Origin of the sequence: Xenorhabdus thuongxuanensis (assembly GCF_001908095.1) — a bacterium.
Classification (GTDB): domain Bacteria; phylum Pseudomonadota; class Gammaproteobacteria; order Enterobacterales; family Enterobacteriaceae; genus Xenorhabdus; species Xenorhabdus thuongxuanensis.
This window is the reverse complement of the sequence record NZ_MKGR01000016.1, coordinates 51475-65889: the sequence shown is the minus strand read 5'-3', so window position 1 is coordinate 65889 and position 14415 is coordinate 51475. Positions and strand designations below refer to the sequence as shown.

Sequence of the window (14415 nt, the reverse complement as noted above, 5' to 3'; positions counted from 1 at the left end):
ACTGAGAATCTATAATGAGTGACTATAAAGACACCCTGAATTTACCGGAAACAGGGTTCCCTATGCGCGGGGATTTAGCTAAGCGCGAACCAGATATGTTGAAACGTTGGTACAAAGAAGGTTTGTATCAGGCAATTAGAAAAGCAAAATCTGGCAAGAAAACGTTTATTTTGCATGATGGCCCTCCCTATGCAAACGGCGATATTCATATTGGTCACTCAGTTAATAAAATTCTCAAAGATATTGTTATTAAGTCCAAGGGGCTATCAGGCTTCGACTCGCCTTATATTCCAGGTTGGGACTGCCACGGTTTGCCTATTGAGCTCAAGGTTGAGCAGATTATCGGCAAGCCAGGGGAAAAATTTTCCGCCGCTGAATTCCGTGCTGAGTGCCGTAAATATGCCATAACTCAGGTCGAAGCACAGAAAGCGGGCTTCAAACGTCTGGGTATACTGGGCGATTGGGATAAACCTTACCTGACCATGGACTTCAAAACCGAAGCTGACATCATTCGTGCACTAGGCCGTATTATCAAAAATGGACACTTGCTGAAAGGCGTAAAACCCGTTCACTGGTGTACTGACTGTGGTTCCTCCCTCGCCGAAGCGGAAGTGGAATACTACGATAAAACCTCCCCTTCCATCGACGTGCGCTTCGCGGCCGTTGATGCCGATGCCGTGTATGCCAAATTTGATGTACAACCACAAGGGCTGCCTGTTTCTTTAATCATCTGGACAACCACCCCGTGGACACTGCCAGCAAACCGTGCAATTGCCTTAGGTGCGGAAATTAGCTACCAATTGGTCAAAATCAATGATGAATGCATCATTCTGGCGGCTGAACTTGTCGAAAGCGTTATGCAGCGCGCGGATATCACTGCATGGGAAGTTTTAGGCGATTGCACGGGTACAGCTCTGGAACTGTTGCGCTTCAACCATCCATTCATGAGTTACGATGTTCCCGCCATCCTCGGTGATCACGTAACGCTTGAAGCTGGTACAGGTGCTGTACATACTGCTGGTGGTCACGGTCCAGACGATTACTCTATCAGCTTAAAATATGGCCTTGAAATCGCCAATCCGGTTGGTCCGAATGGCTGCTATCTCTCTGGCACTTATCCTTCACTGGATGGACAATTTGTCTTTAAAGCCAACGACATCATTGTTGAATTGCTGAAAGAAAAAAGCACACTACTGAGTCTGGCAAAAATCCAACACAGCTACCCGTGCTGTTGGCGCCACAAAAAACCAATTATCTTCCGTGCAACACCACAATGGTTCATTAGCATGGACAAAAATGGTTTACGCGCACAATCTCTAAAAGAGATCAAAGATGTTCAGTGGATCCCTGGTTGGGGGCAAGCACGTATCGAATCAATGGTAGAAAACCGTCCAGACTGGTGTATCTCTCGCCAACGTACATGGGGTGTACCAATGTCTCTGTTCATTCATAAAGAGACACAAGAGCCACATCCTCGTACCGTTGAATTGATCGAAGAAGTCGCCAAGCGCGTCGAAGTCGATGGCATTCAGGCATGGTGGGATCTGGACACAGCAGACCTGCTGGGTGATGAAGCCGCAGATTACACCAAGGCACCAGATACACTGGATGTTTGGTTTGATTCAGGAAGTACCCATTCTTCGGTTGTGGATGCCCGTCCAGAATTCAACGGCAATTCAGCCGATCTGTATCTGGAAGGTTCTGACCAGCACCGTGGCTGGTTCATGTCTTCATTGATGCTGTCCACTGCGATCAAAGGCAAAGCCCCTTACCGCCAAGTTCTGACTCATGGTTTCACCGTTGATGAACAAGGGCGTAAAATGTCCAAATCCATCGGTAATACCGTCAGCCCACAAGATGTGATGAACAAACTGGGCGCAGATATCCTGCGTTTATGGGTGGCAGCCACTGACTACACTGGCGAAATCGCTGTTTCTGACGAAATCTTGAAACGTTCTGCTGATGCTTACCGCCGTATCCGCAACACCGCCCGTTTCCTGCTGGCAAACCTGAATGGTTTCAACCCAGAAGAGCATATGGTAAACGCAGAAGATATGGTTGTTCTGGACCGCTGGGCAGTAGGTCGTGCCCAAGCCGCACAGACAGATATCCTTAAATACTATGAAGAATATGATTTCCATTCTGTGGTTCAACGCTTGATGCAATTCTGTTCCGTGGAAATGGGCTCATTCTATCTGGATATCATCAAAGATCGCCAGTATACCGCGAAAAGTGATGGCCTTGCCCGTCGTAGCTGCCAGACTGCATTGTTCCATATCGCAGAAGCCTTGGTTCGCTGGATGATGCCGATTCTGTCGTTTACTGCTGATGAAATTTGGCATGAATTGCCAGGTAAACGTGCTCAATACGTCTTTACCGAAGAGTGGTATGACGGACTGTTTGGGCTGGCAGATGGTGAAGATATGAACGATACTTTCTGGGCTGATCTGCTGGCAGTACGTAGCGAAGTGAACAAAGTTCTGGAACAGGCTCGTAATGATAAGCATATACGCAGTTCACTGGAAGCCGCTGTCACACTCTATGCAAATGAAGCACTGGCAGAAAAACTCAACAAACTGTCTGATGAACTGCGCTTTGTCCTGCTGACCTCTCAGGTTGAAGTTGCTGCTTATGCAGCCGCCGGTGAGGATGCACAGCAAAGCGAAATTGCAGGCCTGAAAGTGGCCTTGCGCAAAGCAGACGGAGAAAAATGTCCACGTTGCTGGCACTATGCTAAAAACGTGGGCCAGGTGGCGGAACATGCAGAACTTTGCGGCCGCTGTGTGACTAACGTTGCCGGTAACGGTGAAGAGCGTAAATTTGCCTGATGAGTAAACCCATTTGTTCCACCGGACTTCGCTGGCTTTGGCTGGTTGTTGTGGTATTAATACTGGATTTGGGAAGCAAATACTTAGTGTTGCAGCATTTCACGCTGTACGAATCCATTCCATTGATACCTTATTTCAATCTGACTTACGCCCAGAACTTAGGGGCAGCCTTCAGTTTTCTGGCCGATAAGGGTGGCTGGCAGCGTTGGTTCTTTGCATTGGTGGCCGTTGCCATCACGGTTGTATTGCTGGTAATGATGTATCGTTCCAATGCCAAGCAAAAACTGAGCAATATTGCCTACGCCTTAGTGATTGGTGGGGCTTTGGGAAATTTGTTCGATAGGCTGGTGCATGGCTTTGTTGTCGATTTTATCGACTTTTATGTCGGAGAGTGGCACTGGCCTACCTTTAATATTGCTGATTCTGCAATTTGCATCGGAGCTGCTCTCATTATCATTGAGAGCTTTATCAGCCCTGATGACCAGGACAAGCAAGCAGTCTCGAAAACTTAGTCATTGAAAGAATGATAATAAACCAGCCCTAGCATGGTTAACTGGGGCTGGTAACTTCGTCTATACCCAATAACGGTATACTTGCAATCATTTTTAAGTAAAAGGCTTGAGCAACATGTCAATGCAGGTGCAAGCGCACAGTGCAGTTTTATTACATTTCACATTAAAGCTGGATGATGGCTCTACGGCAGATTCGACTTATAGTCAAGGTAAACCCGCATTATTCCGCCTCGGTGATGGTAGCCTCTCTGCCCCACTGGAAGAGCAGCTTCTTGGGTTGAAAGTTGGTGATAAGCATCAATTTACGCTGGCTGGGGAAACTATTTTTGGCAAACACAACCCTGATTTAGTCCAATATTTTACTCCTCGCGATTTTTCCGATGCCGGTGTCCCAGAAGTAGGAACCATTATGTTATTTACGGCCATAAACGGCAGTGAAATGCCGGGATTTGTCAAAGAAGTGGCTGAAGGTTCCATTACTGTTGATTTTAACCATCCGCTGGCTGAACAAAACATCACTTTTGAAATTGAAGTGCTGGAAATTGACCCTCAGTTGGAGGAAACCCATGCAAATATTGCTGGCTAACCCTCGTGGTTTCTGTGCGGGTGTTGATCGTGCTATCAGCATCGTGGAACGCGCACTGGAATTGTACGGTGCTCCCATCTATGTTCGTCATGAAGTGGTACACAACCGTTATGTGGTTGACAACCTCAGGAAACGTGGTGCCATTTTCATTGAAGAAATTTCAGAAGTGCCTGATGGCGCCATTTTGATCTTCTCTGCTCATGGTGTTTCCCAGGCCATTCGTGCAGAAGCCCGCTCCCGTCATTTAACCATGCTGTTTGATGCTACCTGCCCGCTGGTCACTAAAGTTCATATGGAAGTAGCAAGAGCAAGTCGCAAAGGCAAGGAGGCGATTTTAATCGGACATGCCGGTCATCCTGAAGTAGAAGGTACAATGGGGCAATACAATAACCCCAACGGTGGCATGTATCTGGTGGAATCGCCGGAAGATGTGTGGAAACTGCAAGTTAAGGATGAAAATAACCTCTGCTTTATGACACAAACAACACTTTCTGTTGATGATACCTCAGAAGTGATTGATGCGCTTAATGCAAGGTTCCCCAATATTGTTGGCCCACGCAAAGACGATATCTGCTATGCCACAACTAACCGCCAAGAAGCGGTACGTGATTTGGCATTAGGGGCTGATGTAGTGTTAGTTGTTGGTTCTAAAAACTCATCAAACTCAAATCGTCTGGCGGAACTTGCGCAGCGCGTAGGCAAGCCTGCCTATTTGATTGATTCTGCCGAAGATATCCAGCCAGAGTGGATCACAGGTGTAAGCGCAGTGGGTGTCACGGCAGGTGCATCGGCGCCTGATATTTTAGTACAACAGGTTATTGAACGCTTGAAAAATTTCGGCGCAGAAACAGTTAACGAACTGTATGGTCGAGAAGAAAATATTGTTTTTGAAGTACCAAAAGAGTTACGGGTTGAAGTGAAAGAGGTTAATTAGCTTCAGTTTTATTTAAACTCGGTTTTTTTAGGTTGGGACGTATGATCAATTAATTAATCCTGATACGATTTCCAGCAAAAAACCGAGTTTCAATCAAAAAAGAAAGTATTTATTATTAAGTGAATGATGATGGCAATACTACATCATATTGTACTGATAACTTACCTTTCTTTTCTTGTATAGCCTGTATCTGAAGACCATGAATTTGCCTTAATGACGCCACATGTGTTCCACCACAAGGGTAAGGTATAAATTCGCCAAAACCGACTTCCCTAAACCCATCATCATGCATAGTGATTTGGCAAGGTAAGTTCTCATCAATAAATTGGTCACATTTTTCTTGGAGATATTCAATTGAAAAGATTTGTGCATCAGGGCCTGGCTTGAAGGCAACACGGCTTTCTCCAGGCCAGTGGTGTGCCTTAATGGGATGCCAACCCAGAAGCTCGGTAATATGGCCGATAAGATGCCCCGCAGAATGCAACTGTGAATGTAATTGTCGGCGTTTCTCATCAACACGGGCAAAGGCAATCCCTGTGTTTACTGGATGTGTTGTGTAATGGATTATTCTATCATTTTCTAACGTGACATGAATGACCTCTACATCATTAAGCCAGCCAATATCACTGGGTTGCCCTCCTCCTTGAGGATGAAATGGAGTTTCTTTTAATTGGATCGCATAACGTTGATCGTCACAAAGTGAGCAATCCAGAATTTCAACTTCTCCTGCCAGTATAGAGCTGGATAAATAAAGGCGTTCAGACATAATTAATATTCCCTGATATCAACATATTTCCCCTGATTGTATTAAATGAACCTAATTGTGATAATCCATCAAAAAATCAAATAACTTTTGACTTATGAGCACAAATAACACGATAAATCTAATGCGGGAGATGGCCATTTTCGCGAAAGTGGTTGAGACAGGTAGCTTCTCAGAAACAGCACGTCAGCTTGCAGCTACTCCTTCCGCCATTAGTCGCTCTGTGGCCAAACTGGAAAAAGCACTTGGAACTCGCCTCTTACAGAGAACAACACGTAAGCTACGTTTGAGTGAAAATGGGCTGGAAATTTACGAACATTGCTTGGATATGGTAAATGCTGCCCAGGAAGTGATGTCTGTATCAGGAAATTTTAGTCATGAGCCACAAGGAATAATACGAGTCAGTGTTCCTAAAGCGGTAGGGCGTTTTGTCGTTCATCCTCATATACCTGCTTTCCTTGCCTGTTATCCCAAAGTAGACGTGAATTTACGGCTTGATGATCGGTATGTGGATTTGATAGATGATCAGATTGATCTCGTCATACGAATTACTGATCAACCGCCTTCTGGTCTTATGGGACGGCGTTTATTGAATATTTGGCATATGTTATGTGCAACACCTGAATACCTTGCAAAACATGGCACTCCACAGCATCCACACGACCTGAAAAATCATAGCTGTATCTATCTTGGAGAAGAACCAAGTGATTCACGCTGGAAATTTAGTCAGGGAAGCAAAATTGCTACCGTCAATATTCATGGACGTTATGCTGCCAATCATACAGGAGTCAGGCTTGATGCAGTGTTGCAACATATCGGTATTGGCAGTTTACCTTACTTTACTGCTAAACAGGCCTTACAACAGGGACGGCTAGTCCAAGTACTGCCTGATTGGAACTTTAAGGCCAACTACACTGGTGAACTCTGGATACTCTACCCACCAACGCGACATTTACCACCAAAACTTAGTGTATTCATAGAGTTTCTAGCTAAATGCCTCCGTAACGAAGCCACTTCGGACAAAATAATAACTAAATATCACTCAAACAATCATTACGAATTACCAGAAGCAGGAAAATAAACAAATTTTATAATTTCCAACATAATCCCTGTTTTTCTTATTGCCAGACTATAAGTCTGGCGCAGCCAGTTCTTGCCAGTTAAGCTGTAGAACTTTCCTTTGTTACCTCAATTAAAAATGATTTATAGAGAGGGCCTTATGGCTGATACAGATACTCGTGTTGCTATCGTGGGCGCTGGCGGGCGCATGGGACGCCACCTCATTCAGGCTGTCCAGTTGTTGGATGGTGTTACGCTTGGTGCAGCATTAGAGCGTTCCGGCTCATCATTAGTGGGAACCGATGCTGGAGAGCTGGCTGGGATTGGTAAAAACGGCGTGATTATCAGTGATGACCTGCATCAGGTCATTGAACACTTTGATGTACTGGTCGATTTTACTCGCCCTGAAGGCACATTGACCTACCTCTCCATTTGTCGGCAATATCGCAAATCAATGGTCATCGGCACAACAGGTTTTGATGATGCCGGTAAACAAGCCATTGCAGAAGCCTCCCGTGAGATCCCCATTGTTTTTGCTGCGAACTTTAGTGTCGGCGTCAATCTGGTACTAAAATTGCTGGAAAAAGCTGCCGCAGTTATGGGGGAATATACCGACATCGAGATTATTGAAGCCCACCATCGCCATAAAGTAGATGCGCCATCAGGAACAGCACTGGCAATGGGTGAATCCATCGCCAATACATTGAGCCGCGATCTCAAAAACTGCGCAGTTTATGGCCGTGAAGGCCATACAGGAGAACGAGATCCTAAAAGCATTGGATTTGCCACCGTACGAGCAGGTGATATTGTGGGAGAGCATACCGCGATTTTTGCCGATATCGGTGAACGTGTAGAGATAAGCCACAAGGCTTCAAGCCGCATGACCTTTGCTAATGGCGCAATTAAGGCAGCAATATGGCTAACAGGAAAAAACAGTGGGCTTTATAATATGAAAGATGTACTAAATCTTGATGAAATTTAAATTTTAAATATTATAATTATTTGTTATTACGCAATTATTTTTAAAATAATTGCGTAATAATGATATATAGACAATCTATGATTAAATATCCAAATTAATTACTATTTCTCTAATAATATTTAGTCTTTTTGTTGTCTTTTTCCCATAAACACGAAAAAAACCACATATTTTTTCTGTTCTTAAGTTTTCTCTCACCATAATCGTTTATCTGCTCACCCTTTCCTTATATTTTTCAGCTACATTTACTCAAATTCAGACCAAGAGTTGTAAAAAAGCCAATAAAAATGCCATTTTTTGTAGACAACCCCCCTTCTCATCATTAGAATGCGCGCAATTTGCCAAAATTTTGACAAAAATCATGATTGGCATTGATTTTAAGGATTAATTCTGAATTAATATGCATTGGATGCGACTTATTATTCATCTTGGAGGGCGTTTTGATTAAGTCAGCTATATTGGTTCTAGAAGATGGAACCCAATTTCACGGTCGCGCCATTGGTGCTGAGGGTGTGGCTGTTGGGGAAGTGGTCTTCAATACCTCAATGACCGGATATCAAGAAATACTTACCGACCCTTCCTATTCCCGCCAAATTGTTACTCTTACTTATCCCCATATTGGTAATGTCGGCATCAATGCCGCTGATGAAGAATCCCCCGCCATTCAAGCCCAAGGCTTAGTTATTCGTGATTTACCCTTAGTGACCAGTAATTTCCGCAGCGAAGAAAACCTGTCTGATTACCTGAAACGTCATAATATCGTTGCCATCGCGGATATCGATACACGCAAACTGACCCGACTATTAAGAGAAAAAGGGGCACAAAACGGCTGTATCATTGCAGGTCATGAAACGGATGCTCAAATTGCACTGGAAAAAGCAAAAGCATTTCCTGGCCTGAAAGGCATGGATTTAGCAAAAGAAGTCACGACAACACAATCTTACCAATGGGTACAAGGAAGCTGGACATTAGCGAATGGGCTACCCGAAGCTCGCAAAGAGCAAGAATTGCCTTACCACATTGTGGCCTATGATTTTGGAGTGAAGCGCAATATCTTGCGTATGCTGGTAGATCGCGGTTGCCGCGTTACCGTTGTTCCGGCAAAAACCCCCGCAGATGAAGTGCTGAAAATGGCACCGGATGGTATTTTCCTGTCCAATGGACCTGGTGACCCAGAGCCATGCGACTATGCTATCGAAGCGATTAAAACCTTCCTGGATACCGAAATTCCTGTATTTGGCATCTGCTTAGGGCACCAGTTGCTAGCACTGGCCAGTGGTGCAAAAACGGTGAAAATGAAGTTTGGTCATCATGGTGGAAACCATCCAGTCAAAGATTTGGATCGCAATGTTGTCATGATCACGGCACAGAACCACGGTTTTGCTGTTGATGAAAGCTCACTTCCAGCCAATCTGCGTGTAACACATAAATCACTTTTTGATGGCACATTGCAAGGCATTCATCGTACTGATAAACCAGCATTCAGTTTTCAGGGGCACCCAGAAGCTAGCCCTGGCCCACATGAAGCCGCTTCGCTGTTCGATCATTTTATCGAGTTAATTGAGCAATATCGCCTGACAAACGTTCAGAACACCAAATAATCAGGAGAAGAAAAAAATGGCAAAACGTACTGATATTAAAAGTATCCTGATCTTAGGTGCTGGCCCAATTGTAATTGGCCAGGCTTGTGAATTTGACTACTCCGGCGCACAGGCTTGTAAAGCGCTGCGGGAAGAAGGTTATCGCGTCATTCTGGTAAACTCAAATCCAGCAACGATAATGACCGATCCTGAAATGGCTGATGCAACTTATATCGAGCCGATCCATTGGGAAGTAGTGCGCAAAATTATTGAAAAAGAGCGCCCGGATGCCATCCTGCCAACAATGGGTGGGCAAACGGCACTAAACTGTGCATTGGAGCTGGAGCGCCAAGGTGTACTGAAAGAATTTGGCGTCACCATGATTGGTGCGACCGCTGATGCCATTGATAAAGCAGAAGATCGCCAGCGTTTTGACAAGGCGATGAAGAAAATCGGCCTGGACACCGCTCGTTCTGGCATTGCCCACACGATGGAAGAAGCGCTGGCGGTAGCCGAAGAAGTCGGTTTCCCTTGTATTATCCGCCCCTCTTTTACCATGGGTGGAAGCGGTGGAGGTATCGCCTACAACCGTGAAGAGTTCGAAGAAATCTGCGAACGCGGCTTAGACCTCTCTCCAACCAATGAATTGCTGATCGATGAATCCCTGATTGGCTGGAAAGAGTATGAGATGGAAGTAGTGCGGGATAAAAACGATAACTGCATTATCATCTGCTCCATTGAAAACTTCGATCCAATGGGTATCCATACCGGTGACTCCATCACCGTAGCGCCAGCACAGACACTGACCGACAAAGAATACCAAATCATGCGTAACGCTTCGATGGCGGTATTGCGTGAAATTGGCGTAGAAACCGGTGGTTCAAACGTTCAGTTTGCAGTAAACCCGAAAAATGGCCGCCTGATCGTCATTGAAATGAACCCACGAGTATCTCGTTCATCAGCATTGGCTTCCAAGGCAACAGGTTTCCCAATCGCAAAAATCGCCGCAAAACTGGCGGTCGGTTATACCCTTGATGAATTGATGAACGACATCACGGGCGGACGCACCCCTGCGTCTTTCGAGCCTTCCATCGATTATGTTGTGACGAAAATTCCTCGCTTCAACTTTGAGAAATTTGCCGGCAGTAATGACCGCCTAACCACCCAGATGAAATCTGTTGGTGAAGTGATGGCGATTGGCCGTACTTTCCAGGAGTCCATGCAAAAAGCCCTGCGTGGTCTGGAAGTCGGCGCAACCGGATTTGATCCTAAAGTCAATCTTGATGATCCACAATCCCTGACCAAAATCCGTAGTGAATTGAAAGATGCAGGTGCTGAGCGTATTTGGTATATCGCTGATGCTTTCCGCGCTGGTATGTCCGTTGATGGACTCTTCAACCTGACCAATATCGACCGCTGGTTCTTGGTGCAAATTGAAGAGTTAATTCGTCTGGAAGAACAAGTTGCAGAACAAGGTATTAACGGCCTGAACCCTGATTTCTTGCGCCATTTGAAACGCAAAGGTTTTGCTGATGCGCATCTGGCGAAACTGGTGGGAGTCTCTGATAAAGAGCTCCGTAAGCTACGCTATGACTACAACTTATACCCAGTTTATAAGCGTGTTGATACCTGTGCGGCTGAATTTGCTACCGATACTGCTTACATGTACTCCACATACGAAGACGAATGTGAAGCCAACCCGAACAATGACAAACCGAAAATCATGGTATTGGGCGGGGGCCCGAACCGCATCGGGCAAGGCATTGAGTTCGATTATTGCTGCGTACATGCTGCTCTGGCTCTGCGTGAAGATGGTTTTGAAACCATCATGGTGAACTGTAACCCAGAAACCGTTTCTACCGATTATGACACTTCCGATCGCCTTTACTTTGAACCTGTCACTCTGGAAGACGTGCTGGAAATCGTGCGTGTTGAACAACCAAAAGGCGTGATCGTCCAGTATGGCGGCCAGACGCCACTGAAACTGGCTCGTGAACTGGAAGCCGCCGGTGTCCCTATTATCGGCACCAGCCCTGATGCCATTGATCGTGCAGAAGACCGTGAACGTTTCCAGCAAGCCGTTAATCGTCTTGGCCTGAAACAACCAGCCAACGCCACAGTATCCACTATCGAGCAGGCGGTTGAAAAAGGTAATGAGATTGGTTATCCGCTGGTCGTTCGTCCATCTTATGTGCTGGGTGGGCGTGCAATGGAAATCGTATACGACGAGTCAGACTTGCGCCGTTACTTCCAGACTGCGGTTAGCGTATCCAACGATGCACCAGTCTTGCTGGATCGCTTTCTTGATGATGCTGTTGAGGTTGATGTGGATGCTATCTGTGATGGTGAACGTGTCCTGATTGGCGGCATCATGGAACATATCGAGCAAGCAGGTGTTCACTCCGGTGACTCAGCCTGTTCTTTGCCGGCTTATACCTTGAGCAAAGAAATTCAGGATGTTATGCGCCAGCAAGTTGAAAAACTGGCCTTTGAACTGCGTGTCCGCGGTCTGATGAACGTCCAGTTTGCGGTGAAAGACAACGAAGTTTACCTGATTGAAGTGAACCCACGCGCAGCACGTACCGTCCCATTTGTTTCCAAGGCAACGGGTATGCCGCTGGCAAAAATAGCGGCACGTGTGATGGCAGGCCAGTCTCTGCTTGAGCAAGGTACAATTGAAGAGATCATCCCACCTTACTACTCCGTGAAAGAAGTCGTACTGCCATTTAATAAATTCCCAGGTGTTGACCCAATTCTGGGACCAGAAATGCGTTCTACCGGTGAAGTAATGGGGGTTGGTCGGACCTTTGCCGAAGCCTTTTCAAAAGCAATGTTAGGCAGTAATTCCACCATGCGTAAGAAAAGCCGGGCACTACTGTCTGTACGAGAAGGTGATAAAGAACGTGTTGTTGATTTGGCAGCTAAATTACTTAAACACGGCTTTGAACTGGATGCGACGCACGGTACAGCAATTGTATTGGGTGAAGCAGGGATCAACCCACGTTTGGTAAATAAAGTTCATGAAGGACGCCCGCATATTCAGGACAGGATCAAAAATGGTGAATACGACTATATCGTTAATACCACTGCGGGTCGCCAGGCGATTGAAGATTCAAAACTGCTGCGTCGCAGCGCACTGCAATATAAAGTGCACTATGACACAACCCTAAATGGTGGCTTTGCAACGACTATGGCACTTAGTGCTGATCCTACTGAGCAGGTTATTTCTGTACAAGAAATGCATGCTAAAATTGCCAAATAAATACACCTAAAATAACTCTACCAAATAAGATACCGTCATTTTTGGCGGTATCTTTCTGAAAAAATAACTTCCCCAAAGTTGGAAATCTAACGAATAAAAAAACAAAGCCATTCCTGAATTGGAATGGCCACTATTAATTAAATTCAATGTTATAAACCCAGAATTGTTTCTGCTACACAGGTATATTGATTATTCATATGAACTTTAGGAGGAGTAAAACAATCCTCTAAAAACCAATTTGCCGGAGTTTCCAGGGCAATAGAAATAGCAACCAAATGCTCCAGACTAATTTTATTGGTTCCGCGTTCATAACGTGACAATTGCTGATGGCTAACTCCAATTTTGTCTGCCAGCTCTGCTGCTGTCACTCTAATTTCTTTTCTTTTCATTTGGATTCTTTTTCCTACCAGCATACTGATTTGCATAATATCTTTGCTCTCAATTTATAAATAAGTTAAATAAACTATTGCAGTACCTTCATATTTTCCGGCTTTCGGGGGAGTTAGTGTGTGCAATACTGACGTCAGTGTGAAATTATTGATCTCCCTTTTATTATCAACACTCACTTTATCTTCCGCATTTTTGTAATTAATCTGTAACGTCGAATATATTTGTTTATCGGAATCAAGATAAACTTTTTCTTCATTATTAGTTGATCTGGCATGCAGCATAATCTGGCCGCCCTTAATAGCACATGTAAATTTACCCTCAATTGTTTTGGTCGCATTATTCACTTCTGTAGCAGTTAATTCCCCATAAGCAATTTCAGAAGGTAATTCAATTTTACAAACTTGGTTCGGGGGCGGCATTTTGTTGCAAGTGGAATTTGGAAATTGTTGAGACAAACCATATCCCTCTTTTATATCAGTTGTATAAAACAAACCGATACAATCCGCATCTATGGTCATGATGGTAAATGTTACCCGTTTAGGAATACCAAAGTTGAGTTTATAAGCTCGCATAACGTCAGCGGTTGTCCGATAATTACGTGCATCCAAACACACCTTTGCATCCACGCAAGAGCCGTACATTCCCGGCCGATGTCCACTCTTATACATCACATCTGGGCCAACATAGCATGCGGTATCTCCATAGCAAGGATTGGGTATCCCTTCTTCCTCTGTCCATGCAATGATTTCCATAGTCGTAATAGCTTGATCTCCTGAGGAAATCGTATCAACCGGCATAACATAAGCCCCACCATAAGCATGTGTGGCACTGACCAAAAACAACAGGGCTGCTAGCTTCAACAACGATTTTTTAATATGGCGCATAACTTATTTTCCAATAGCATCAAACTCTGACTAAAGATCGTGGATGAAAAACCAGTCAGCTTGACTAGTCGTAATTAACTTCAAAAGTCGCGATTGCAGTAAATGGACCAACACCAATCTTTTTTTCTTGAATAGAGCGGGGAGTAGCTTGTACATACGCCTGGAATGTAATCATGTTATCTCTGCTATTAGCTGATAACGGGAATTCACTGGTTTTATTAAACGGCATCGGCGTACCATCAATTTTTTCCATGCCAATAGCAATGCCATGAAGACGATCGTTGGATCTCACTGCCAGCAACCCCGGTAGCTCTTGACTCATCTCCCCCAAGAATTTGATCCTTAAACGTTTTATCATCTGAGGATCACAATCCTTTAAATACAGATAAAATGGCTTGCCCTTTGTACGATGCCTCAGATAAAGATCGCTGTTAAGAATGTTTCCAAAATCCACTTCTATGTTTTGATCTTCTGTCTTAATCGAACAAGTGGGAGCAAGCACAGTTAGCGTAATTCTGATATCCTGACGCAGATTATCTTGTGCATATGCACTTTGCTGACTACCAATGCCGAAAAGAAACAGCATCGGCAATATATATCTGGATAATCTGATGCTTAACGGATTCATTATTATTTAC

The 14415-nt window shown here is 44.7% G+C and carries 12 protein-coding genes; 8 read left to right on the top strand and 4 right to left on the bottom strand.

Annotation, left to right across the window (positions count from 1 at the left end; all coding sequences use genetic code 11):
* The first annotated feature begins 14 nt into the window (after window positions 1-14).
* The 4 genes from ileS (at window position 15) to ispH (ending at window position 4860) form a co-directional block, all read left to right on the top strand.
* A complete protein-coding gene (gene ileS, locus Xentx_RS11695; RefSeq protein WP_074020409.1) occupies window positions 15-2828 on the top strand; it encodes an isoleucine--tRNA ligase in 2814 nt (937 codons plus the stop codon).
* Window positions 2828-3340 carry a signal peptidase II gene (gene lspA / locus Xentx_RS11690; protein ID WP_074020408.1) on the top strand — a complete coding sequence of 171 codons (513 nt, stop codon included), beginning with the start codon at window positions 2828-2830 and terminating at the stop codon, window positions 3338-3340. Before ileS ends, lspA begins: the two co-directional genes overlap by 1 nt.
* Window positions 3341-3455: 115 nt before the next feature.
* Window positions 3456-3926, top strand: a complete 471-nt coding sequence (gene fkpB, locus Xentx_RS11685; RefSeq protein WP_074020407.1) for an FKBP-type peptidyl-prolyl cis-trans isomerase — start codon at window positions 3456-3458, stop codon at window positions 3924-3926.
* Window positions 3907-4860 (top strand): 4-hydroxy-3-methylbut-2-enyl diphosphate reductase, encoded by a 954-nt coding sequence (gene ispH, locus Xentx_RS11680; RefSeq protein ID WP_074020406.1) that lies wholly within the window; start codon window positions 3907-3909, stop codon window positions 4858-4860. The genes fkpB and ispH overlap by 20 nt, the downstream gene beginning before the upstream one ends.
* Window positions 4861-4975: 115 nt before the next feature.
* On the opposite strand, the gene Xentx_RS11675 is transcribed toward ispH, so the two are convergent.
* Window positions 4976-5626, bottom strand: a complete 651-nt coding sequence (locus Xentx_RS11675) for an alanyl-tRNA editing protein (RefSeq protein WP_074020405.1) — start codon at window positions 5624-5626, stop codon at window positions 4976-4978.
* Window positions 5627-5720: 94 nt separating this feature from the next.
* On the opposite strand from Xentx_RS11675, the gene Xentx_RS11670 reads away from it, so the two are divergent.
* The 4 genes from Xentx_RS11670 to carB all read left to right on the top strand — a co-directional run bounded on the left by Xentx_RS11670 (window position 5721) and on the right by carB (window position 12503).
* Window positions 5721-6704, top strand: coding sequence for a LysR family transcriptional regulator (locus Xentx_RS11670; RefSeq protein ID WP_074020404.1), 984 nt, complete (start codon window positions 5721-5723; stop codon window positions 6702-6704).
* A gap of 138 nt (window positions 6705-6842) precedes the next feature.
* Window positions 6843-7664 (top strand): 4-hydroxy-tetrahydrodipicolinate reductase, encoded by an 822-nt coding sequence (gene dapB / locus Xentx_RS11665; RefSeq protein ID WP_074020403.1) that lies wholly within the window; start codon window positions 6843-6845, stop codon window positions 7662-7664.
* A 437-nt stretch (window positions 7665-8101) separates the two neighbouring features.
* Entirely contained in the window at window positions 8102-9262 is a 1161-nt protein-coding gene (gene carA / locus Xentx_RS11660; protein WP_074020402.1) for a glutamine-hydrolyzing carbamoyl-phosphate synthase small subunit, read from the top strand.
* Between the two features lie 16 nt (window positions 9263-9278).
* A complete protein-coding gene (gene carB, locus Xentx_RS11655) occupies window positions 9279-12503 on the top strand; it encodes a carbamoyl-phosphate synthase large subunit (protein ID WP_074020401.1) in 3225 nt (1074 codons plus the stop codon).
* Between the two features lie 149 nt (window positions 12504-12652).
* On the opposite strand, the gene Xentx_RS11650 is transcribed toward carB, so the two are convergent.
* The 3 genes from Xentx_RS11650 to Xentx_RS11640 form a co-directional block, all read right to left on the bottom strand.
* Entirely contained in the window at window positions 12653-12928 is a 276-nt protein-coding gene (locus tag Xentx_RS11650; protein WP_074020400.1) for a helix-turn-helix domain-containing protein, read from the bottom strand.
* A gap of 18 nt (window positions 12929-12946) precedes the next feature.
* The gene (locus Xentx_RS11645) at window positions 12947-13777 is read right to left on the bottom strand and encodes an MrpH family fimbial adhesin (protein WP_074020399.1); all 831 of its coding nucleotides are present in this window, start codon (window positions 13775-13777) and stop codon (window positions 12947-12949) included.
* A 64-nt stretch (window positions 13778-13841) separates the two neighbouring features.
* On the bottom strand, window positions 13842-14405 hold the full coding sequence (locus Xentx_RS11640; protein WP_074020398.1) for a fimbrial protein: 564 nt from the start codon (window positions 14403-14405) through the stop codon (window positions 13842-13844).
* Window positions 14406-14415: the final 10 nt, after the last annotated feature.